Genomic DNA, 21213 nt, shown 5'->3' with positions numbered 1-21213 from the left:
CCTGCTGGTGTCGGGCGCCGACGCGCGCGGCCGCGAGGAGGCCTGGGGACGGGTGCCGCGCACCTGCATCCGGCACACGCGCGACCGGACGATCCCGCTCGCCCTGCAGGGCCGGATGATCAGGGAGGCCGACGCGGCGACCCCGGCAACCCGTTCGACGTGCACACCTGTTCGATGTGCACACGGTTCGACGTGCACACCGTGGAGGCTACTCACGCGCCCACCACGGCGGCGTACCGGCGGATCACCGAGATCCTCGACAGTCTGGCGACATGAAAAACGGACGCCTCGGTTTCCGAGACATCCGCTGCTCACTGCTGGGGTACCAGGACTCGAACCTAGACTAACTGAACCAGAATCAGTCGTGCTGCCAATTACACCATACCCCACCGTTCCGAGCCCCGGGGGGCGCGTTCGGCGACGTCCGAAAGAATAGCCCAGCTTCGGGCGAAGGCCAAAACGATTCCCCCGGAACACCCGGCGGGCTTCTCTCCGTGCCAAGCTGAGAGGGACAAAACACCACGTGGAGGAGCCCGAGCGTTGGCTGAGAACCCCTTGTTCGCCCCCAGTCCCCTGCCGTACCAACTGCCGCCTTTCGCCGACATCCGCGAGGAGCACTACCCGCCCGCGTTCGAGCGCGGGATGGCGGAGCAGCTGGCCGAGGTCGACGCGATCGCGGGGAGCGAGGAGCCGCCGACGTTCGACAACACGATCGCCGCGCTCGAACGCTCCGGCCGCCTGCTCGACCGCACCGCCACCGCGTTCTTCTCGGTCGCCGCGTCCGTCTCGACCGACGGGATCATGGAGATCGAGAAGCGGATCTCCCCCGAGCTGGCCAAGCACAGCGACGCCATCCGCCTCAACCGCGCCCTGTGGGCCCGCGTCAAGCAGGTCACCACCGAGGACCCCGAGGAGGCGTGGCTGCTGGAGAAGTACCGCGAGGACTTCGTCCGGGCCGGCGCCGACCTGTCCGAGACCCAGCAGGAGCGGCTCAGGGAGCTCAACGAGGAGCTGTCGCGGCTGTCCACCGAGTTCGCCCAGAACCTCATGCGCGCCTCCACCGAGTCCGCGCTCGTGGTGGAGGACCCCAAGGAGCTCGACGGGTTCGACGAGGACCGGATCGCGTCACTGAAGAGCGACGGCAGGTACGTGCTGCCGCTGCTGAACTTCACCAACCAGCCCGGCCTCGCCCAGCTCACCGACCGCGACGTGCGCCGCCGGCTCTACACGCTGAGCGTCGAGCGGGCGCCGGCGAACTTCGGCCTGGCGGTCCGCATGGCGACGCTGCGCGCCGAGCGGGCCTGGTTGCTCGGCTACCCGAGCCACGCCGCGTACAAGGTGGCCGACCAGACGGCCAAGACCGTCGAGGCGGTCGAGGAGATGCTGGGCCAGCTCGTCGGCCCGGCCGTGCGCAACGCCCGCAAGGAGGCGGCGGCGCTGGCCGAGCAGGCCGGCTTCGAGATCGAGCCGTGGGACTGGTCGTTCTACGCCGAGAAGGTGCGCCGGGCCCGCTACGACCTCGACGCGAGCGCGATGCGGCCGTACTTCGAGCTGGACCGCGTCTTCCGCGACGGCGTCTTCTACGCGGCCACCCGGCTGTACGGCATCACGTTCACGCCGCGGCCCGACCTGCGCGGCTACCACGAGGACGTGCGCGTCTTCGAGGTGTTCAACGAGGACGGCAGCGCCCTCGGCCTGTTCGCGCTCGACCCGTACGCCCGGCAGGGCAAGCGGGGTGGCGCCTGGATGAACAACCTGGTCAACCAGTCGCTGCTGTTCGGCGAGAAGCCGGTGGTGCTCAACAACCTCAACCTCACCAAGCCGGCCTCCGGGCCGACGCTGCTCACCTACGACGAGGTGAACACGGCCTTCCACGAGTTCGGGCACGCGCTGCACGGGCTGTTCTCGCAGGTGCGCTTCCCGCGTGTCTCGGGGACGAGCGTGCCGCGTGACTTCGTCGAGTACCCGTCGCAGGTCAACGAGATGTGGGGGACCTGGCCCGAGGTGCTGGCCAACTACGCCCGCCACCACGAGACGGGCGAGCCGATGCCGGCCGAGCTCGTGGCGAAGATGAAGGCGGCCGAGCAGTTCAACCAGGGCTTCATGACCGTCGAGTACCTCGCCGCCACCCTCCTCGACTGGGCCTGGCACAAGCTGGAGCCCGGCCAGACGGTGGAGGACGCGGAGGCGTTCGAGCGGGCGGCCCTGGAGGCGGCCCAGATCGCCTTCCCGCCGGTCCGGCCGCGTTACCGCACCAACTACTTCGCGCACATCTTCTCGGGCGGCTACAGCGCCGGGTACTACTCGTACATCTGGAGTGAGGTGCTCGACGCGGAGAGCGTCGAGTGGTTCAAGGAGAACGGCGGGCTCAGGCGTGAGAACGGCGACCACTTCCGGCGCACGCTGCTGTCGAGGGGCGGCGCCACGGACCCGCTGACGGCCTTCCGCGACTTCCGCGGGCGTGAGGCGTCCATCGAGCCGCTGCTGAAGCGCCGCGGCCTCACCTGACCTCTCCGGGCCCCCGTGCGTACGGGGGCCCGACCGGGGTGACGGCGCCCTTCGCCGGCCTCATTTCTCGTCGTCCGGAGCACAGCCCTCCAGGATGACCTGGACCACGCCCTTGACGACGTCCCTGCTGACGCTGTCCGGCGGCGCGGTGACCAGGGTGAACAGCGCACCCCCGTAGAGCGCGATCAGCGCGGGTATCTTCTCGCGCGGGATGGCGAGGCCGAGTCTGTCGTGATGCCCGGCGGTGATCTGCAACGACGTGTCCTGCAGCCCCGCGAGCGCCGAGGCGAGCAGCGGCCGGCGCACGGCCTCAAGCTGGAGCTCGAAGATCGCCAGATAGCGGTTGCGCAGTGTGGTCGCCGCCGCGAGCAGCGACTCCGTCAGCAGGTCGACCAGCGTCGCGGGCTGCCCGGTGGCCCGGTCGGTGTCGGCGTGATGCAGCTCGGCGATGCGCTCCGCCGCGGCCACCAGCAGCGCTTCCCGATTGCGGAAATAGTTCGAGGCCGTGCCCGGCGGAAGATCCGCTTCCTTCTCCACCGCGCGGTGGGTCAGTCCATGCACGCCCGATGACGCCAGTAGCTCGATGGCGGCATCGGCAAGGACTCGGCGACGGGCCGGATTGGTGGGCGGCATGCGGCCATGCTACCAATGGGCGTACTAGTACGACCGTAGTGAATGGGGAGGCTCCATGAGGATCGTGGTGGTCGGTGCCGGGCTCGGCGGAGTGACGGCCGCGGTGGGATTGCATCGCCTGGGCCACGAGGTGACTCTCTTCGAACGGGGCGCCGAGCTCCGGGAAGCGGGTACCGGGATCGTGGTCATGCCCAACGGGCTCCGCGCGCTGGAGGCGCTGGGGCTGGCTGAGGACGTTCGCGGGCACGTCATGCCCGCCGGCCGCGCGGGATTACGGGACCGGCGCGGACGGCCGCTGCTGGTCACCGATGCGGTCCAGGCGCAGCAGGAGGTCGGGACGCCCGCCATCATCGACCGGGCCGAACTGCACCGGGCGCTACGCGCCCCGCTGCCCGCCGACCTGGTGCGTACCGCGACCCCCGTCGAGCGCCTGGAGCCCGACGCCACCGGGGTGAGCGTGATCAGCGACGGCGATCCCATCGCGAGAGCGGACGCCGTGATCGTGGCCGACGGCATCGGCAGCAAGCTCCGCGGACACCTCGTTCCCGGCCACCCCGGGCTGCGGCGGACCGGCCGGATGGACCTGCGCGGCATGCTGCCCCGCCCTTCCGACCTGGTGACCGACCTGCTCGCCAGCCAGCTGGTCGACCGCCGCAGCGGGGCGATGTTCGGCCTGTTCCCCGTCGGCGAGCACCGCCTGTACTGGTTCACCGACTCCGCCCTGCACGGCCCGCCGCCCGGCGCGGACGAGGCACGCCGGCAGATGCTGTCGCTGATGGCCGACTGGCACCCCCTCGTCACGGCACTGATCGAGGCCACCCCACCTGCCGACATCTACGTCGACCCGATCGCTCGCCTCGCCGAACCCCTTCCCTCGTTCGCGGTCGGCAGGATCGCGCTCCTCGGCGACGCCGCGCACGCCATGCCACCCGACCTGGGCCAGGGCGCCAGCCAGGCCTTCGAGGACGCGGCCGCGCTGACCCGCCACCTGACCGGCGCAGAGCCGGCGGACGTCGCCCAGCGGCTCCTGCGCTACGACGCCGAGCGCAGGCCCAGCGCCAACCGCATCATGCGGGCGGCGTACCGGCAGTCGCGGCTGACCTCCCAGACCGGCGTCCCCGCGTGGCTTCGCGACGCGTTGCTGCGCGCCATACCGTCCCGGCTGGCCACCCGGCAGCTCGCCGCCCTCTGGCACGCCTAGCCGGTGGCCGTCGGTGATCGTGGATGGCCAGGGGCGGCGAGGCCGAGCGGTCAGCCCGGGTCGGCGGGTGAGTCCGCGAGTTGCTCGCGCAGCCACTCCTTCTCCGCCCGGCTCACGGCCCGCGCGACGAGCAGCATCCCCTTCCGGTACGGGTCCGCCTCGTCCTCCGCGCGCACCGGCCGGCCGCCCTCGTGGAAGAAGCTGGCCGGGGCCTCCAGGAAGGCGAGGCGGCGGCGGAGCACGGCGGCACGGTCGGCCGGGTCCGGCAGGGCCGACAGGAACGTCAGCAGGACGAAGAACCGCGCCTGGTCGCTGATCTGGAAATCCGAGGGGGCACGGAGGCGGGCCAGCAGCTCCTCGCGGCCCGCCGGGGTGAGGGTGAGCACCTGCCGGCGCGCGGCCGCCGCCCCCGCCTCCTCGTGCCGCTCGACCAGGCCCGCCGCTTCGAGCCGTGAGATGGCCGGGTAGAGGGCGCCGTCGCTGACCGGGCGCAGGTGACCGGAGAGCGCCGCGAGGCGGGTCTTGAGCTCGTAGCCGTGCATCGGCCGTTCGCTCAGGAAGCCCAGGATCGTGAGAGCGAGGTCGCCTCCGCTTGCCATGGGGCACATCGTACCGTTATACCTCTAAACGAGATACAACGAATCGAGGTAGAGGATGATCCGGCTGGCGGTTCCCGTGTACGTGGAGCTGGTGACGGCGGTCGTGGCGGTGGGGCTGATCGACCTGCTCTGGGTCTCCGGGCTCGGCGAGGGGGCGATCGCCGCCGTGACCGTCGGCACCACCGTCGAGTACCTGGCCTACGGGCTGTTCCTTGCGGTCCCCACGGGCGTCACGGTGCTGGTCGGCCGGCGCGACGGGCGCGCGCCCGTCGCGCCGGTGATCCGCGCCGGCTGGGCGCTGTGGGCGGTGCTGTCGGCCGTGATCACCGTGCCCGGCGTGCTGCTGCGCGAGCCGCTGGCGGCGCTGTTCACCGACGAGTGGCGGCTCACGGCCGGGTTCTTCCTGGTCTCGCTCGGCGGGCTGCCCGTGTTCTTCGCGCAGACCGTCGTGGACGGCATCCTCAAGGGCCGGGGGGACACCCGGCGGCCGATGCGGCACGCCATCATCTGCAACGTGCTGGTCGTCGCGCTCGACCCGCTGTTCGTCTACGGGCTCGGGATGGGCGTCCAGGGGGCGGCGCTGGCGACCGTGGCCGCCCGGCTGGTGACCCTGGCCTTCGCCCTCGTGACCTCGCGCCACCTCATCACAGAGCGGGGACCGGGAGGGCGCGCGGCATGGGAGGTGGTGCGGACCGGGCTGCCCATGTCCGGCGACTTCCTCGCCCGCTCGGCCGTGGGCATGGCGCTGGTGGACCTCGTGGCCGGGTTCGGGACGCGGGAGCTGGCCGGGTACGGCATCGGGCAGAAGATCATGCTGGCCGGCGTCATGGTGTTCTACGCGCTGCGGCAGGCCGCGATGATCCGCACCGCGCGCTCCGAGCCCGCCGGCTCGCCCCTGCTGCTGGGACTGGGCGCCGGCGCGGCCGTGGCGCTCGCGCTGAACGTCGTGGCGGCGCCCGTCGCCGCGCTCTTCACGGCGGACCCGGGGCCCGCCGTGAGCTTCCTGCGCTGGATGACGCTCTACCTGGTGCCCTTCGGCGGGCTCATCGCCGTGGGCGGGGTGCTCCAGGCGAGCGGCAGGGGCGGCCGGCTGCTGGCCGCCACGCTGGCCGGCTTCGCCGTGCAGGTGCCGCTGGCGTACGGGCTGAGCGCGTACGCCGGCGTCACCGGGGTGTGGCTGGCGATGGCCGCCGGGGCGGCCGTCAGCCTCGCAGGCGCGCTAGCGCCGCGCGGAGGCGATCCTGGGAGCGCTCGCGGCCGAGCACCTCGATCGACTCGAACAGCGGCAGACCGACCGTCCGGCCCGTGACCGCGACGCGGACCGGGGCCTGCGCCTTGCCGAGCTTGAGGCCGTGGGCGGCACCGACCTCCTCCAGCGCCTCCTTCAGCGACTCGGGGTCCCAGCTCACCCCGTCCAGACGCTCCAGGTAGCCGGTGAGGATCTCCACCGGGGCGTTCTTCATCGCCTTGTCCCAGGACGCCTGGTCGAACACCGGCTCGTCGAGGAAGAGGAAGTCGACGTTCTGCCGGATCTCCGACAGCACCGCGATGCGCGTCTGGGCGAGCGCCGCGACCTTGCTGAAGGTCTCACGGTCCCAGTCGGGGTCGAGGTACGGCGAGCAGCGCTCCTCGAAGACGTGGACCGGCAGCCCCCGGATGTACTCGCCGTTGAAGGCGCGCAGCTTCTTCTCGTCGAAGAACGCGCTGGAGCTGTTGACGTCCGCCAGCCGGAACAGCGGCACCATCTCCGACCACGGCATGATCTCCCGGTCGTCGCCGGGGCCCCAGCCGAGCAGCATGAGGTAGTTGACCATGGCCTCGGCCAGGTAGCCCTCCTCGCGGTAGTCCTCCAGCGCCACCTTGTCGCGCCGCTTGGACAGCTTCTTGCGCTGCTCGTTGACGATGACCGGCAGGTGCGCCCACACGGGCGGCGTCGCGCCGAGCGCGGGCCACAGGAGCTCCTGCTTGGCCGCGTTGCCCAGGTGCTCCTCGCCGCGCACCACATGGGTGATGGCCTGGGTGATGTCGTCGACCGCGTTGGCCAGCACGTAGAGGGGCGAGCCGTCGGTGCGGGCGATGACGAAGTCCTCCTGGGCGTCGTTGGGGAACTCCACCCGCCCGCGGATCACGTCGTCGACCACGGTGACGCCCTCGTCGGGGGTGCGGAAGCGGACCGCGCCCTCGGTCAGGCCGCGCTCGCGGCAGTGGCCGTCGTAGCCGCGGTGCTCGGAGCCGGTGCGGGCGACGAGCTGCTCGCGGGTGCAGTCGCAGTAGTACGCCTTGCCGTCGGCCAGCAGCTTGGCCACGGCCTCGCGGTGCTGCGGCTCGTACGCCGACTGGAAGTAGGGGCCCTCGAACGCCGGGTTGGTGCCGTTGATGCCGATCCAGTCGAGCGCCGAGATGATGCCCTCGGTCCACTCGGGACGGTTGCGGGTGGCGTCGGTGTCCTCGACGCGCAGCACGAACCGGCCGCCCGCCTGCTCGGCCAGCGCCCAGTTGAACAGCGCCGTGCGGGCGCCGCCCACGTGGAACATGCCGGTGGGGGACGGGGCGAACCGCACCCGGAGATCAGTCACGAGCGACCACCTTGTTCGTCAGAGTGCCGATGCCTTCGATGCCGACGCTGACCTCGTCGCCGATCTCGACCGGGCCGACCCCGGCCGGGGTGCCGGTCAGGATGACGTCGCCGGGGATCAGGGTCATGACCGCGCTGACGTAGGCGACGAGCGCGGGGATGTCGTGGATGAGCTGGCTGGTGCGGCCGCTCTGGCGCACCTCGCCGTTGACCGTCGTGGTGAGCGCGAGGTCGCTCGGGTCGAGGTCGGTGCGGATCCACGGGCCCAGCGGGCAGAACGTGTCGAAGCCCTTGGCGCGGGTGAACTGCACGTCGCGCTTCTGCAGGTCGCGGGCCGTCACGTCGTTGGCGCAGGTGTAGCCGAAGATGACGTCCTTGACCCGCTCGACCGGCACCTCGCGGCACAGCCGGCCGATCACCACGGCCAGCTCGCCCTCGAAGTCGACCCGGTGGGACAGCGAGGTCGGGTAGGCGACGGCCTCGCCGTGGCCGATGACGGAGGTGGACGGCTTCATGAAGATCAGCGGCTCGTCCGGCACCTCGTTGCCCATCTCGCGGGCGTGCTCGGCGTAGTTGCGGCCGATGGCCACCACCTTGCTCGGCAGCATGGGGGCCAGCAGCTTCACCTGGCTGAGCGGGAACCGCTCGCCGGTGAACTGGACCTCGCCGAACGGGTGGCCGGAGATGGCGGAGACGAACTCCTCGCCGGGGCCGCCCTCGACCACGCCGAACGTGACGCCTTCGCCTGTGGAGAACCTCGCTATACGCACCCGACAAGGCTATCGTCGCCGCCGAGCCGGTCCGCCCCCCGGAGGGGGCGCGGGTTAGCCTGGCAACGGCACCGGCTCGCGATGGGGCGGCCGGTGCGGTGAGACTGCCGCGAGAGGGGTCGCGTTGTCCGTCGTGAAGATCAATGTGCTGAACGTTCCCGCCGAGATGCGGGAAGAGCTGGAGCGCCGGTTCTCCAACCGGGCGGGGATGGTGGAGTCCTCCGACGGGTTCGAGTGGTTCGAGCTGCTGCGGCCGGTGGAGGGCACCGACCGCTACCTCGTCTACACGCGCTGGCGCAGCGAGGAGGACTTCCAGGCCTGGCAGAAGGGGCAGGCGTTCCAGCGCGGCCACGCCCAGGCCGCCGCCGAGGCCGGACGCCAGGGCGGTGACCAGGGCCAGGGTGCCGGTCACGGCCACGGGCAGAGCCCGGCGGCGTCCGGCTCGGAGCTGTGGTCGTTCGAGGTCGTCCAGAGCGCCGCCCCCAAGTAGGGGGAACCAACGGGTCAGGAGTCGAGCGGGTTGCGGGCGATCCGCTCGACGATGCCCGACCGGACGAACCCGCCCGCCAGGCTGGACGGCTTGCGCTCGCCCTGCTCGGTGACGCAGGCGGCGAACTCCTTGGCGATGCTCAGCCGCGGGTAGCGACCCAGGACCTCCTCCCGCAGGTCGGGCGGGATCTCGTCGGTGCGCCGGCCGGAGATGTCCATGCCGGTGGACAGCTCCAGCAGGTGTCCCTCGGGGTCGTCCGCCAGGGGCACCTCGTCCCACATGTGCCGGACGATCACCTCCAGGGCGCGCTGCCTGCGCTCGCGGGACCAGCCGGCGCCCGCGCAGAAGGCCCAGGCGACGTGCCCGCCCGCCTCCTCGAACGGCACGGTGTGGCTGTCGAACTCCGCGGTCAGGCCGACGTCGTGGAGCATGGCCGACACGTACAGCAGCTCCGCGTCGAAGGCGATGCCGTGCTTCCTGGCGTGGGCGGCGGCCCACAGGTAGGCGCGCACCGAGTGGTTGAGCAGCGAGGGCGAGTGGTATCTGGTCGCCACCTCCAGCGCGCCGCGGCAGGCGGCGGTGTCGGGGATCACCAGGTCGTTCAGCTTCATGACGTCATCATGACTCAGCCGGCCCGCCCGGCCGGTTGAGCGGGCTGCCCGCGGGTCGCCGCGTCGTCCCCGCGAGGGGGCGACGGCGTGCGGCGGGCGACGGCCAGGCCGGCCGCGAGGCAGGCGAGGGGGACGGCGGGCAGCACGTACCGGTGGTCGAAGGCGGCGATCAGCACGGGCAGCAGGAGCAGCGTCACCGAGGCCGCCCACGGCAGCAGCACCGCGCCGCCCAGCGACCGCCACCTGACCGCCACCCCGGCCAGGCCGACGAGGAGCAGCGCGCCGAGGAACGGTCCGCGCAGGAAGCCCTGGCTCTGGTAGCCGCGGATCAAGCCGGCGTACGGCTCGACGACCGCCGTCCGGCCGGAGGCGCCCTGGTAGTCGGTGGTGATCTCGGCGGCGGTGCGGTCCTTGGAGGCGGGCACGTCCCTGAACGGCGGTATCCGCTCGGGGAAGGAGTAGGCGCTCTGCTCCCCGTCCACCGGGTACACCCAGCGCTCCCAGCTGAAGACGTGGGCCGCGTCGGCGAGCCCGGCGGCGAGGAAGTCGAGCGGCTGGGCCAGGATCGCCTGCCGGGCGAAGCGGCCCGCGGCCTCGTCGCGCGCGGCGTTGCCGCCCTTGACCGTGTTGATCGGCGAGTCGGCGTCCCAGATGTACTCGGGCGGCTGCCTGCGCTGCCCGAGCGGCTCCTTCGGGCAGAGGCGCGGCAGGTCCGGCTGGACGCGCGCGCAGTCGGCGAAGGTCAGCGTGCGCGCCCACAGGAACGTGTTGCCGCGGCTCAGCTGGTACGTGCCGTGGACGGAGGCGAACCACGAGGCGTAGCCGGCGAGCGGGATCGCGGCAGCCACGGCGAGCGCGGCGACGGAGCGCCAGCCGGCGCGGCGCAGCAGCAGCGCCACGGCGACGACGGCGATCAGCGGCAGCCCGATGGTCCGCGTGACCGTGGCGGCGGCCAGCAGGACCCCGGCCGCGGCGGCCGTGGTCACCGTGGGGCGGGGCCGCCACAGGAGCAGCGTGACGGCCGCCATGACGAGGAACACGAACAGCAGATCCGCCATGATCATGTGTTCGAGCTGGATCTGGTACGCGTCCAGGAGGACCGGCAGGGCGAACAGGGCGGCGGCCCAGGCGGGCAGGCGGCGGCGCAGCAGCGCGTACACGAGGACGCCGATGCCGAGCCCCAGCAGGTGCTGCACGACCACGACCGCCTCGACGCTCGCCAGCGGGCGCAGTGCCCACAGGAAGAACGAGTAGCCGGAGGTGCGCGACTCCAGCGGGCGCAGGTCGAGCGCGGCGTTGAGGTAGGCGAAGGAGTCCGCCCAGAACCAGATCGCCGGCCGGTAGCCGAGCAGGGCCAGGCCGCGCAGCACGACCCCGGCGACGAGGACGAGGAGCAGCGGCCAGTGCCGGCGTACCAACGACATCATCGGCCTCCTCCGCCTCCGGACGAGCAAACAGGATACAAAGGACGAACAACTATCGGGCCGCTAACGATCTGACACCTGGCATGCCACCTGACTTGACCGGTTGATCGCGATTCGGACAGCATGTTCCGCCCCCATCTTCACGGCCCGGAAGGAAACCGGCGTGCGCCGCCTCGCGATCCCCCTTGCCTCCCTGCTCCTTCTCTGCGGGTTGGCGGGCTCGGCGCGGGCCGACACCCCCGCCACCGGACCGGAGAAGGTGAAGCGCACCGCCCAGTGCCAGGGCGACTGGCTGCCCGCCACGCCCACGGCCGACGAGGTCATGCGGGGCGAGATCTCCCTCGTCGGCCTGCCGCCGTACAAGCTCGGCAGCAAGATCAACTGGGCGGCGAGCCCGTACAAGAACCGCTCCTGGGAGTTCGTCTTCCAGTCGCTGCGCTGGATGGGCACGCTCGTGGTGGCCTACGAGAACAGCGGCGAGGAGCGCTACCTCGACCGGGCCAAGGAGATCACCAAGGACTGGGTGGCCCACAACCGGCGCGGCGCCCGCGGCACCGCGTCGTACGTCTGGAAGGACCACCCCGTCTCCCTGCGCTCGCAGGCGCTGGTCTGCCTGAGCATGCACGTCAAGGACGCCTGGCTGAAGGACAGCCTGGCCGACCACGCCCGGCTGCTGGCCGACCCGAGGCTCTACAAGAAGGGCCACAACCATGGGATGGACCAGGACATCGCGCTCATGGGCATCGGCTGCCGCTACGGCCGCTCCGACTGGGCGAGCCTGGCCTCCCGGCGCCTGACCGGCACCGTCAAGCTCGACGTGGACTCCCAGGGCGCGCTCATGGAGCAGGCGCCGCGCTACGCCGTCTACGTGTACGGCCGGCTCCAGGTGGCCATCGCCAACATGAAGGACTGCGGGCGCAAGGTGCCGGGCGAGATCTCCGAGCGGACCGACGCCCTGAAGGACTTCATCGCCCACTCCACCATGCCCAACGGCTACATGGTGCCCCTGGGCGACGGCAGCGCCGAGACCGAGCCCCGGGTGGACACCGGCACGCCCAAGCAGGAGGTCAAGGTCTACCGCGCCGGCTACGTGTACGGCCGGACGGCGTGGAACAAGCCGGACTCCACCTTCTACTCGATCCGGTTCGGCCCCGGCCTGAAGTTCCACGGCCACGAGGACCACCTGGGCGTGACGTACTACGCGCACGGCCGCGACATCCTCATGGACGCCGGCTTCCACTCCTACGAGAAGAGCGCCTACCGCTACTGGACGCTCTCCCCCGAGGCGCACAACGTCCCGACGGTCGTCGGGCAGCGGTTCCGGCCGCGCACGGCGAGCAAGCTGACCAAGTCGGTGATCGGCGACGACCGGCAGGCGTTCCGCCTGACCGACAAGGCGTACGGCACCGCCCGCACCCGGTCGGTGCTCGTCAACCACGGCGAGGACCTGATGGCGGTGCTCGACACGGCGGCGGGCGGCGCGAAGGTGCGCAACCTGTGGCGGTTCGCCCCGTCGCTCAAGGTCGTCTCGAACGAGGGCGGCCGGGTGGTGCTGGGCGACGGCAAGTTCCGGGTCACGCTGGTCCAGCTCGACTCCTCCTGCCGCCCGGTGGGCGGGCAGAAGGTGGAGCGCGGCGGGAAGCTGGGCTGGGTGTCGCCGACCTACCTGTCCAAGCAGCCGGCCGCCGTCGTCGTCTCCCCCGCCGCCGCGTCACTGCTGACGGTCGTCGTGCCGGGCACGGACAACCCGAAGGTGTCGTGCTCGGGCGGCAAGGTAAAGGTCGAGGGCGTGTCGTTCTCAGCCGGCCTGCTCTGACGACGGTATCCGCGGAAGCGGCACGTCACACCCCAAGACCTCGGAAGCCGTCATCCGCTGGGCCGTCATCCACGGCATCCTCCGTCGGATCGCCCGCGGACAACCTGCCCGCCGGCAGCTCCGGCCGCACTTTCACTGACCAAGGACGAGCCGGTCGCGGCGGTGTTCAGATACGGGTTCTGGCCCCCGCTGTCGTTTCCGTCCAAGACGGCAACCGCGGCCGTGAACTAGCGTGGATCCGGCAGCTCGCCCGCGCATAAGGAGACAGCACAGTGCGTAACTTGGTCTACACCGGTTTCATGTCGCTCGACGGCGTCGTGGACTCGCCTGGGGGCGGGCCGGGAGAAGAACACCGCAGCGGCGGGTGGGTGTTCAAGGACCTCGAGTTCGTCCCCGAAGCCTGGTCGCTGAAGGGTGAGGAGCTCACCGACACGACGGCGCTGATGTTCGGTCGTCGCAGCTACGAGGCGTTCGCGGCGGTCTGGCCCGGCTCGGAGGACCACGCCGGCTACAAGAAACTGCCCAAGTATGTGGTGTCGACCACGCTGTCTGACGACGCCATCGTCAACGGGTGGGGGGCGACCACGATCCTGCGCTCGACCGAGGACGTCGCGGCGCTCAAGGAGGGTGAGGGCGGCGCGATCTTCATCCACGGGAGCGCGGAGTTGGCTCGGCGGCTGTCAGACGCGGGTCTGATCGACCAGTACAACCTGCTCGTCTTTCCCGTGCTGCTCGGTGCCGGGAAGAGCCTGTTCGGCCGGGCCGACCGAGACAAGCACATGCTGACCCTGCGGGAATCGGAGAGCTACTCGAACGGGATCCTGAAGCTGGTTTACGACGTCGAACGCTGATCCAGGTCGAGGGCGATCGCGCCGCCGGAGCCCTCGCGCAGCTGCCTGACGGTGCGTCCGACGTAGGAGCGCAAGGCGCGGGCCAGGTGCGGCTCGTCGCAGTAGCCGAGCTTGGCAACGACGGCGGCGGCCGGGTCGCCGGCAGCCAGTTGCTGCGCCGCCGTGCGGGCGCGCTCGATCTGCCGGATGGTGCCCTGCGCCAGTCCAGTTGCGGCGCGGAACCGGCGTTCGACCGTGCGCACCGAGACGGCTGGACGGTGACCCCGCAGCACCTCGACGAGGAGCAGGTCACGGACCACGATCCCGGCCCGGACGAGACTTTCGACCAGAGCCTCGGCGTCGTCGGGGCCGGGCGTCTCCCAGCGCGCGCCGTCCAGCCGGAACGTCCGGCGCGTTGTGTCGGGGAGTCCGATGCCGCCGTCGACCAGCGCCAGAGTGGGCACGGCCAGCAACGAGGTGCCCACGGCGAACTCGATGCCGGTAAAGGTCGCGCCCTCCGGCACCGGTGCCGTGCCGGTCCGGGTCTCGGGACCGGTGATGCCCGCGTATGCCCGGCCAGCGTGTTCCCAGAACACCAGGCCCCAACGCACCCCTGCGACGGACGTCATTGCAGTGACCTGCTCGCTCGTGCATGTCCACACGGTGTCGACCCACGCCGAGTCCGACTCGCGCGTCTTGAACCGCAGCACGGGGGAAGGATACGTCGCTTCGCATTCTCCGTGGCCTGCCCGGACATGCGGCTTTGCGCTACGGCTGGCTGTGCGGCTGCGCCGAACCAAGCTTCGACCTCGACCGCTCGACTTGACCATGCGAACGCGGTCGCAGGCCTACCGGCCGTAGAGGTCCCTCCTTGTCGCGGGGGATACCCACCGTGAGACGGCACCCCGCACACCTTGCCTTGTCTTGCCTCGACAATGCCGTCACGCCGCCACACCGTCTACGTGGAAACTTCTCAAACACTCACTTACGGACAGGGCGGACATGATCGATCATGCGCTGCCGGTCGATCACGAGCCCGTCGTTACAGTACTCGAAGTCCGGAACGAAGTAGCGGTCAAGGATCGCGTCAGGCTCCTCGCCGGAGACAGACATGTCGGCACCACTGCCGGTTCCCCGACCAGCGCGGTGGTCGTCCGATTCACCGCGTCACGCGCGACATCATCACCGGCCTTGACGAGGCCCGTCGAAGGCCCTCATGCGGCGAGTGTGGCGGCGATGTCGGCCTCGACGTGGGTGACGGCGGTCATGGCGCCGTAGGCCAGCAGGAACACCGTGCAGTGGTCGCTGAGACGGCGGTCCGTAGCGCGCCAGGCGGCAACCTGCTCGTCGGTCACCGCCTCGGGCGCCAGCCCCGCCAGGATCGCCACCTTCGCTCCCGCTCGCTCCTGCTCCGCCAGCGCCGCCAGCGGCTCGTCCAGCCAGTCACCGGCGGGGCGGCGGCGTCCGCGGTGCTCGGCGATCGTCTTGGCCACCACCTCCGCGGCGGCGGGCGTGAGGAGGCCGGCGCCCTGCGCGGCGGTAGCGGCGAGCGTGGCGTAGGCCGTGCCGATCGGCAGGCCGGTCGCCCACGCCGGATCCTTCCCGGCGGGCAGCCCTTCCAACAGCGACAGGGTGGCACCCGAGCGCAGGTCCTGGTCCAGGTCGCGCAAGACTGGGGCTCCCTCGAACGGCGGCTCGTCGTCGGCGGCCATGCTGCCCGGGGTCAGTCCAGCGGGCAGCATGGCCGCCGCCACCCTGTCGACCAAGTGCGTGAACAGCGCCGTCCCTACATATTCGGCGGCGCTGTCGCCGGAGAACGGCGCCTCCACCGGGTCGCCTCCGGTGGCGACTGCCCAGCGGAGCAGGGCCGCCAGAGTGGGATCGGCTGGCTGGCCGCCGCGCTCGACGGCGTCGGCGAGTTCCGCCTGGCCAAGGAGTCGCAATACGGACAGGAACGCCTGGACGTCGTACTCCAGGTCGTTGGCCTGTGCCGCTCCCAACGCCACCACGACCTTCTCCAACGCCGGAACGCCGCCGGCCAATTGGGCCTCGCGCATGAGCGACCAGCCAGCCGCCATCAGCTCCGGAGAAGGGGACATCATCATCACGGCCGGGCCGATGCTGCTGAACTCGGCGTTGACCTGTGCATAGACCTCGGCCACGATACCGACGGCGCGGTCCGGGGAAACGGGAGTAACGTGACGTATCAATGACGGCATGAATCGTGCCCTTCGACGGCTGCGTGATGCGGAGTCTCGATCTTCGCCGCCCGTACCCGCCGCCGTCGTCGTACGGCCGAAGACGGTACGCGATACTCCCGCCGTCGTACGTTCCCGCGCGGCTGCTTGGAAGATCCTGACCCGGGTGCGCTGCTGCCCGCACCGCGCCACCACGATCGTGCAAGCCATCCTCGTCCTGCAGCTCATCGAAGAAGGCCGGTGCTCAGGATGAAAAGTGCTCACTCCATGCCTTTTGGCCATCGCCCAAATGGCCAAGCACGATCACAGGGGGCTGCCCGGAGCCCCATGGCGCGAAGCGCCCCCTGCGAAGGACCGCGCGTTTCCCCGGGGAGCATGCGCTCAGCCGGGTGGATTCCCCTGGAGGCTGCTTCTAGGAGGTCTCGTGGCCCGCGCGGAGGAGGCTGTAGGTGACGGCCTGCTCCAGTGCCTGCCAGGAGGCGTCGATGATGTTCTCGGCGACGCCGACCGTGGCCCACTCGGCCGTGTCGTCGCTGGAGGTGATGAGCACGCGGGTGATGGCGCCCGTGCCGTGGGTGCCCTCCAGGATGCGGACCTTGTAGTCGATGAGCTCCAGCCTGGCCAGCTCCGGGTAGAGCTTCTCCAGCCCGAGCCGCACGGCCCGGTCGAGCGCGTTGACGGGGCCGTTGCCCTCGCCGGTGGCGACCATCCGCTCGCCCTTGGCGTGCAGCTTGACCGTGGCCTCGCTGACCAGGTCGCCGCCCTTGGTGCGCTCGACGATGACCCGCCACGACTCGACCTCGAAGTGGCGGTGCCGCCCGCCCTGGACGGTGTCGCGCAGCAGCAGCTCGAAGGAGGCGTCGGCCGCCTCGAACGTGAAGCCCTGCGACTCCAAATCCTTGACCCGCTCGACCAGGGACTTCGTGTGCTCGGGGGTGAGCTCGTAGCCCAGCTCGCGGCCCTTCAGCTCGACCGAGGCGCGCCCCGCCATGTCGGAGACCAGCATCCGCATGTCGTTGCCCACCTGGGCGGGGTCGATGTGCTGGTAGAGGTTGGGGTCGACCTTGATGGCGCTGGCGTGCAGGCCGGCCTTGTGCGCGAACGCCGACGTCCCGACGTACGGGGCGTGGGAGTTGGGGGTCACGTTGGTGACCTCGGTGATGGCGTGGGCGATGCGCGTCATGTCGGCCAGCGCCTGCGGCGGCACGAGGTCGAAGCCGCGCTTGAGCTGGAGGTTGGCGACCACGGTGAACAGGTTGGCGTTGCCGGAGCGCTCGCCGTAGCCGTTGGCGCAGCCCTGCACGTGGGTGGCGCCGGCCTGGACGGCGGCCAGGGTGTTGGCGACGGCGCAGCCGGTGTCGTCGTGGCAGTGGATGCCGACGCGGGCGCCGGTCTGCGAGGCCGCGTGGACGATGTCGGCCAGCTCGTCGGGGAGCATGCCGCCGTTGGTGTCGCACAGGGCGACGACGTCGGCGCCGGCCTCGGCGGCGGTCCTGAGGACCTCCAGCGCGTAGGCGGGGTTGGACCGGTAGCCGTCGAAGAAGTGCTCGGCGTCGAGGAAGACCCTCTGGCCCTCCGCGCGAAGATGGGAGACCGTGTCGCGGATCATCGCGAGGTTCTCCTCAAGGGTCGTGCGGAGGGCCAGATCCACGTGCCGGTCGTGACTCTTGGCGACAAGGGTCACCACCGGCGCTCCGGATTCGCGCAGTGCGGCCACCAGTGGGTCGTCGGCTGCCTTCACACCGGCCCGGCGGGTCGCGCCGAACGCGGTGAGCTGCGCGTGCTTCAGGTCGAGCTCGGTCTGGGCCCGCCTGAAGAATTCCGTGTCCTTGGGGTTGGCGCCCGGCCATCCCCCTTCGATGAAGCCGACGCCCAGCCCGTCCAGATGGCGCGCGACGGCGAGCTTGTCGGCAACGGTGAGGTTGAGCCCCTCCTGCTGTGCGCCGTCACGCAGCGTCGTGTCATAGACGTGGAAGCGGTCGTCGGCCATGGTGTCGTCTCCCTGGAAAACAAAAAGACCCCTCACGGGCGTGAGAGGTCTGCGCGCTGGCTCGGTCCCTGCGTCAGCCAGCGCGCCTGCCGATAATGAGCAGACCGTAGAACATGGTGCCTAGGAGTCTGCCATACGGACTCACCATTCGGCACATCGATCTCACCTTGTGGACACAGGGAGTCACACGGTGACGCCCGAGCCTCCGGTGATGGCCGTCTCCAGGGCCCTGGGGTCGAACGCCTCGTCACCGAGCATCCGCCCGTCGAGCACGACCGTGGGCGTGCCCTCGAGACGGATCCTGGCGCTCTGCTTCAGGTGGTCCTCGGCGTACGTCTGGGAGGTGACGCACTGGTCCACCGACGCGCCGGCCTGGCGGGCGGCCTTGACCAGCTCCTCCAGCGTGAAGCCGGAGGCCTCGCCGTGCGGGGCGGGCTGCATGCCGTACAGCTCGTCGCGGAAGGCCAGCCAGCTGGCCTCGGGCACGCAGCGTGCCGCGGCGGCGGCCCGGATGGAGTTCGAGCGCATCGGCTCGTCCTGGAAGATCGTGATCGGGTGGTAGACGACCTTGACCTTGCCCTCGGCCGCCAGGCGCCGCATCGTGGCGTCCACCCGGGCGTGCAGCTCCTTGCAGACCGGGCAGTCGAAGTCCTCGTACAGGTCCAGCACCGGCGCCGTGGCACTGGTGTCGGCCAGCACCATGCTGCCGTCGGCCTGCCGCAGCAGCCGCACACCCGGCGACGGCCCGTCGCCGCCCCTCGTCTGGAACACCACGAGCGCGGCCAGCACCGCCAAGGCGGCCACCACGGCCGCCACCCTCTTCGTCATTCGTCCCGTCCCTCGATCCGGTCGCGGTGACCTTACCGGAATCACCTGTGAACGCCGCGAATCGGGCATCCCGGGAGACCGCTACACAGCGACGCGGCCCGCCGGGGAGGCGGGCCGCGTCGAGCCGCTACGAGGAGACACGGGGAGACATGGGGAGCGGGGGCTAGAGGACCTTGTGGATCCAGCCGTGCAGGTCGGGGCGGGCGCCGTACTGGATGCCGAGCAGCTCCTCGCGCACCCGCATGGTGACGGGGCCGGGGGTGCCGTCGGCGACCGTCCAGGAGCGGTCGGCGCCCTTGACGGAGCCGACCGGCGTGACGACCGCCGCCGTGCCGCAGGCGAACACCTCGCTGACCTCGCCCGACGCGCACCCCTCCTGCCACTCCTCGACGCTGACCAGGCGCTCCTCGGCCTCCAGGCCGAGGTCGTCGGCCAGCGCGAGGATCGAGTCGCGGGTGATGCCGGGGAGCAGGGTGCCGGTCAGGGAGGGAGTGACGAGCTTGCCGCCGATGACGAAGAACAGGTTCATCCCGCCCATCTCCTCGACGTACGCGTGCTGGGCCGCGTCGAGCCACACCACCTGGTCGCAGCCGTTCTCCACGGCCTGGCGCTGGGCGACGAACGCGGCGGCGTAGTTGCCGCCGCACTTGGCGAAGCCGGTGCCGCCGGGGGCCGCGCGGGTGTACTCGGTGGACAGCCACACCGAGACGGGCTTGACGCCGCCGGTGAAGTACGAGGCCGCCGGCGAGGCGATCACCATGTACCTGTAGGTGCGCGACGGGTAGTTGACGCCCAGCCCGACCTGGGTGGCGATGATGAAGGGCCGCAGGTAGAGGCTGTGCCCCTCAGTGGTCGGCACCCACTCGCGGTCGGCCTGCACGAGTTGCTCCAGCGACTCGACGAACGTCTCCTCGGGCAGCTCCGGCATCGCCATGCGCACCGCCGACTGGTTGAAGCGGGCCGCGTTGGCGTACGGGCGGAACGTCACGACCGAGCCGTTGATCTGCCGGTACGCCTTCAGCCCCTCGAACAGCTCCTGCGCGTAGTGGAAGACCGCCGTGGCCGGGTCGAGCGTGAGCGGCCCGTACGGCTGGAGCCGCGCGTCGTGCCAGCCCTCGCCCTCGGTGTACTCGATGGAGATCATGTGATCGGTGAAGGTTTGCCCGAAGCCCGGACTCGCCAGTACCTGCTCGCGCTCCGCCGCGGTGCGAGCGTGGTCGGATAGCTGCACGTCGAAGCTGAGCTTCTGAGCGATGGTCATGACGATGGTCCTTCTCTCTACGACTCGGTGATGTCGGCGGCACTGCGCGCCGGCAGTCCACGTACTTCCTATTGTCTCGCTATTTGGGATGGCAAGGGGTCACTGGGATGGTATGACCCTGAACATGCGAAAAGCGCCTGGTGGGTCCGGTTCGGACCGCCAGGCGCTTACGGAGCTGGGGCGGCCCTAGCCCGATACTCGCGCGGTGATGGCGTCGCCGATCTCGCTGGTCGTCCGGCTCGCCCCGCCGCTCACCCGCTCGATGATGTCGTCGGCGACGGCCTGCTCCACCTTGGCGGCCTCGGCGTGCAGGCCGAGGTGGTCGAGGAGCATGGCGACGGACAGGATCGTCGCGGTCGGGTCGGCCTTGCCCTGGCCCGCGATGTCGGGCGCGCTGCCGTGGACCGGCTCGAACATGCTGGGCGCGGTGCGGTCGGGGTTGATGTTGCCACTGGCGGCCAGGCCGATGCCGCCCGCGATCGCCGCGCCGAGGTCGGTGATGATGTCGCCGAAGAGGTTGTCGGTGACGATCACGTCGAACCGCTCGGGCTGCGTGACGAAGAACATGGAGGCCGCGTCGATGTGACTGTAGTCGGTCGTGACCTCGGGGAACTCCTCGGCCACCCGGTTGACCGTGCGCTGCCAGAGGTCTCCGGCATAGGTCAGCACGTTGGTCTTGTGGATGAGCGTGAGCTTCTTGCGCGGCCTTGACTGCGCCTTGGCGAAAGCGTAACGCACCACGCGCTCCACACCGTGGGCGGTGTTGAGCGACTCCTGGGTGGCGATCTCGTGCGGGGTGCCGCCGCGCATCACGCCGCCCGTGCCCGCGTACAGGCCCTCGGTGCCCTCGCGGATGACGATCATGTCGATGTCCTCGGCGCCGGCGCCGGCCAGCGGCGTCTCCACTCCCGGGTAGAGCTTGACCGGGCGCAGGTTGACGTAGTGGTCGAAGACGAAGCGCAGGCGCAGCAGCAGGTCGCGCTCCAGGATGCCCGGCGGCACGCTGGGGTCGCCGACGGCGCCGAGCAGGATCGCGTCGTAGCCGCGCAGCTCCTCCAGGACGGAGTCGGGCAGGGTCTCGCCCGTGCGGTGGTAGCGGGCGGCGCCGAGGTCGTAGTGGGTGGCCTCGATCTTCGTGCCGACGGCTTCGAGCACCTTGAGCCCTTCGGTCACGACCTCGGTGCCGATGCCGTCCCCAGGGATCACTGCCAGGCGAATGTCGCGCGAATCCATGGCCGTACCCTACCGGCTCGTCTCGGCTGCCGAACACACCATCTCACCTAGCGGACTATCCGTTTTGCCAGGTATTGCGGTCGTTTGACCGTTTCGTTAGAGTCCATCGAGCCGAATCCGCGCAGCAGCTGCGTGGAGCCGGGGACCCATTCCCCTTTTTGGGGCGAATCGGCAGGTCACCGCCGTAGGGCCACTTCCAGGCCCGAGCCCGTCAGCTAACCCGGTAGGCCGTATGGAAGGACCTTC

The 21213-nt window shown here is 70.6% G+C and carries 19 protein-coding genes, 1 tRNA gene, 1 pseudogene and 1 riboswitch; of the genes and pseudogenes, 7 read left to right on the top strand and 14 right to left on the bottom strand.

Going from position 1 to position 21213, the window contains the following annotated elements; all coding sequences use genetic code 11:
• Positions 1-317: 317 nt before the first annotated feature.
• Positions 318-389, bottom strand: a tRNA-Gln gene (locus AB0H64_RS04845).
• 151 nt (positions 390-540) lie between these two features.
• Here AB0H64_RS04845 and AB0H64_RS04840 point away from each other — a divergent pair.
• Complete coding sequence (locus AB0H64_RS04840) at positions 541-2508, top strand: M3 family metallopeptidase (RefSeq protein ID WP_357620159.1); 1968 nt, start codon at positions 541-543, stop codon at positions 2506-2508.
• A 60-nt stretch (positions 2509-2568) separates the two neighbouring features.
• On the opposite strand, the gene AB0H64_RS04835 is transcribed toward AB0H64_RS04840, so the two are convergent.
• The gene (locus AB0H64_RS04835; protein ID WP_357620157.1) at positions 2569-3141 is read right to left on the bottom strand and encodes a TetR family transcriptional regulator; all 573 of its coding nucleotides are present in this window, start codon (positions 3139-3141) and stop codon (positions 2569-2571) included.
• A 55-nt stretch (positions 3142-3196) separates the two neighbouring features.
• On the opposite strand from AB0H64_RS04835, the gene AB0H64_RS04830 reads away from it, so the two are divergent.
• Positions 3197-4342, top strand: coding sequence for an FAD-dependent monooxygenase (locus AB0H64_RS04830; protein WP_357620155.1), 1146 nt, complete (start codon positions 3197-3199; stop codon positions 4340-4342).
• 50 nt (positions 4343-4392) lie between these two features.
• Here AB0H64_RS04830 and AB0H64_RS04825 read toward each other — a convergent pair whose 3' ends face one another.
• Positions 4393-4941 (bottom strand): PadR family transcriptional regulator, encoded by a 549-nt coding sequence (locus AB0H64_RS04825; RefSeq protein WP_357620153.1) that lies wholly within the window; start codon positions 4939-4941, stop codon positions 4393-4395.
• A gap of 55 nt (positions 4942-4996) precedes the next feature.
• On the opposite strand from AB0H64_RS04825, the gene AB0H64_RS04820 reads away from it, so the two are divergent.
• Positions 4997-6250 carry an MATE family efflux transporter gene (locus AB0H64_RS04820; protein ID WP_357620151.1) on the top strand — a complete coding sequence of 418 codons (1254 nt, stop codon included), beginning with the start codon at positions 4997-4999 and terminating at the stop codon, positions 6248-6250.
• Here the strand turns inward: AB0H64_RS04820 and gltX are convergent.
• Together gltX and AB0H64_RS04810 are read right to left on the bottom strand one after the other, a co-directional pair.
• Entirely contained in the window at positions 6144-7517 is a 1374-nt protein-coding gene (gltX, locus tag AB0H64_RS04815) for a glutamate--tRNA ligase (protein WP_357620149.1), read from the bottom strand. The genes AB0H64_RS04820 and gltX overlap by 107 nt on opposite strands.
• Entirely contained in the window at positions 7510-8286 is a 777-nt protein-coding gene (locus tag AB0H64_RS04810) for a fumarylacetoacetate hydrolase family protein (protein ID WP_310708774.1), read from the bottom strand. Before AB0H64_RS04810 ends, gltX begins: the two co-directional genes overlap by 8 nt.
• Positions 8287-8410: 124 nt before the next feature.
• Here AB0H64_RS04810 and AB0H64_RS04805 point away from each other — a divergent pair, with 124 nt between their 5' ends.
• Positions 8411-8776 (top strand): antibiotic biosynthesis monooxygenase, encoded by a 366-nt coding sequence (locus tag AB0H64_RS04805; RefSeq protein ID WP_357620147.1) that lies wholly within the window; start codon positions 8411-8413, stop codon positions 8774-8776.
• Positions 8777-8790: 14 nt separating this feature from the next.
• Here the strand turns inward: AB0H64_RS04805 and AB0H64_RS04800 are convergent, their stop codons facing one another.
• Positions 8791-9387 (bottom strand): HD domain-containing protein, encoded by a 597-nt coding sequence (locus AB0H64_RS04800; RefSeq protein WP_357620145.1) that lies wholly within the window; start codon positions 9385-9387, stop codon positions 8791-8793.
• A 14-nt stretch (positions 9388-9401) separates the two neighbouring features.
• Positions 9402-10814 carry a hypothetical protein gene (locus AB0H64_RS04795; protein ID WP_357620143.1) on the bottom strand — a complete coding sequence of 471 codons (1413 nt, stop codon included), beginning with the start codon at positions 10812-10814 and terminating at the stop codon, positions 9402-9404.
• A gap of 160 nt (positions 10815-10974) precedes the next feature.
• On the opposite strand from AB0H64_RS04795, the gene AB0H64_RS04790 reads away from it, so the two are divergent.
• The gene (locus AB0H64_RS04790) at positions 10975-12627 is read left to right on the top strand and encodes a heparinase II/III family protein (protein ID WP_357620141.1); all 1653 of its coding nucleotides are present in this window, start codon (positions 10975-10977) and stop codon (positions 12625-12627) included.
• Positions 12628-12899: 272 nt separating this feature from the next.
• Entirely contained in the window at positions 12900-13478 is a 579-nt protein-coding gene (locus AB0H64_RS04785) for a dihydrofolate reductase family protein (protein WP_357620139.1), read from the top strand.
• Here the strand turns inward: AB0H64_RS04785 and AB0H64_RS04780 are convergent.
• The 3 genes from AB0H64_RS04780 to AB0H64_RS04770 form a co-directional block, all read right to left on the bottom strand.
• Positions 13460-14167 carry a helix-turn-helix domain-containing protein gene (locus AB0H64_RS04780; RefSeq protein WP_357620137.1) on the bottom strand — a complete coding sequence of 236 codons (708 nt, stop codon included), beginning with the start codon at positions 14165-14167 and terminating at the stop codon, positions 13460-13462. The genes AB0H64_RS04785 and AB0H64_RS04780 overlap by 19 nt on opposite strands.
• A 271-nt stretch (positions 14168-14438) precedes the next feature.
• Positions 14439-14570, bottom strand: a complete 132-nt coding sequence (locus AB0H64_RS04775; RefSeq protein ID WP_357620135.1) for a hypothetical protein — start codon at positions 14568-14570, stop codon at positions 14439-14441.
• 101 nt (positions 14571-14671) lie between these two features.
• Positions 14672-15619, bottom strand: a complete 948-nt coding sequence (locus AB0H64_RS04770; protein WP_357620133.1) for a hypothetical protein — start codon at positions 15617-15619, stop codon at positions 14672-14674.
• Positions 15620-15803: 184 nt separating this feature from the next.
• Between AB0H64_RS04770 and AB0H64_RS04765 the strand changes: the two are divergent.
• Positions 15804-15908: pseudogene (locus tag AB0H64_RS04765) on the top strand (IS5/IS1182 family transposase); the annotation flags it as partial.
• A 159-nt stretch (positions 15909-16067) separates the two neighbouring features.
• Here the strand turns inward: AB0H64_RS04765 and cimA are convergent.
• The 4 genes from cimA to AB0H64_RS04745 form a co-directional block, all read right to left on the bottom strand.
• A complete protein-coding gene (gene cimA, locus AB0H64_RS04760; protein ID WP_357620131.1) occupies positions 16068-17645 on the bottom strand; it encodes a citramalate synthase in 1578 nt (525 codons plus the stop codon).
• Positions 17646-17828: 183 nt separating this feature from the next.
• Positions 17829-18473, bottom strand: a complete 645-nt coding sequence (locus AB0H64_RS04755; protein WP_357620129.1) for a thioredoxin domain-containing protein — start codon at positions 18471-18473, stop codon at positions 17829-17831.
• 163 nt (positions 18474-18636) lie between these two features.
• Complete coding sequence (locus AB0H64_RS04750) at positions 18637-19734, bottom strand: branched-chain amino acid aminotransferase (protein ID WP_357620127.1); 1098 nt, start codon at positions 19732-19734, stop codon at positions 18637-18639.
• Positions 19735-19920: 186 nt separating this feature from the next.
• The gene (locus AB0H64_RS04745; RefSeq protein WP_357620125.1) at positions 19921-20967 is read right to left on the bottom strand and encodes a 3-isopropylmalate dehydrogenase; all 1047 of its coding nucleotides are present in this window, start codon (positions 20965-20967) and stop codon (positions 19921-19923) included.
• A gap of 99 nt (positions 20968-21066) precedes the next feature.
• A riboswitch (cyclic di-AMP (ydaO/yuaA leader) is annotated at positions 21067-21212 on the top strand.
• Position 21213 lies beyond the last annotated feature (1 nt).

This window comes from Nonomuraea sp. NPDC050733 (assembly GCF_040654215.1).
Lineage (GTDB): Bacteria > Actinomycetota > Actinomycetes > Streptosporangiales > Streptosporangiaceae > Nonomuraea.
This window is presented reverse-complemented; position numbering and strand designations above follow the sequence as displayed.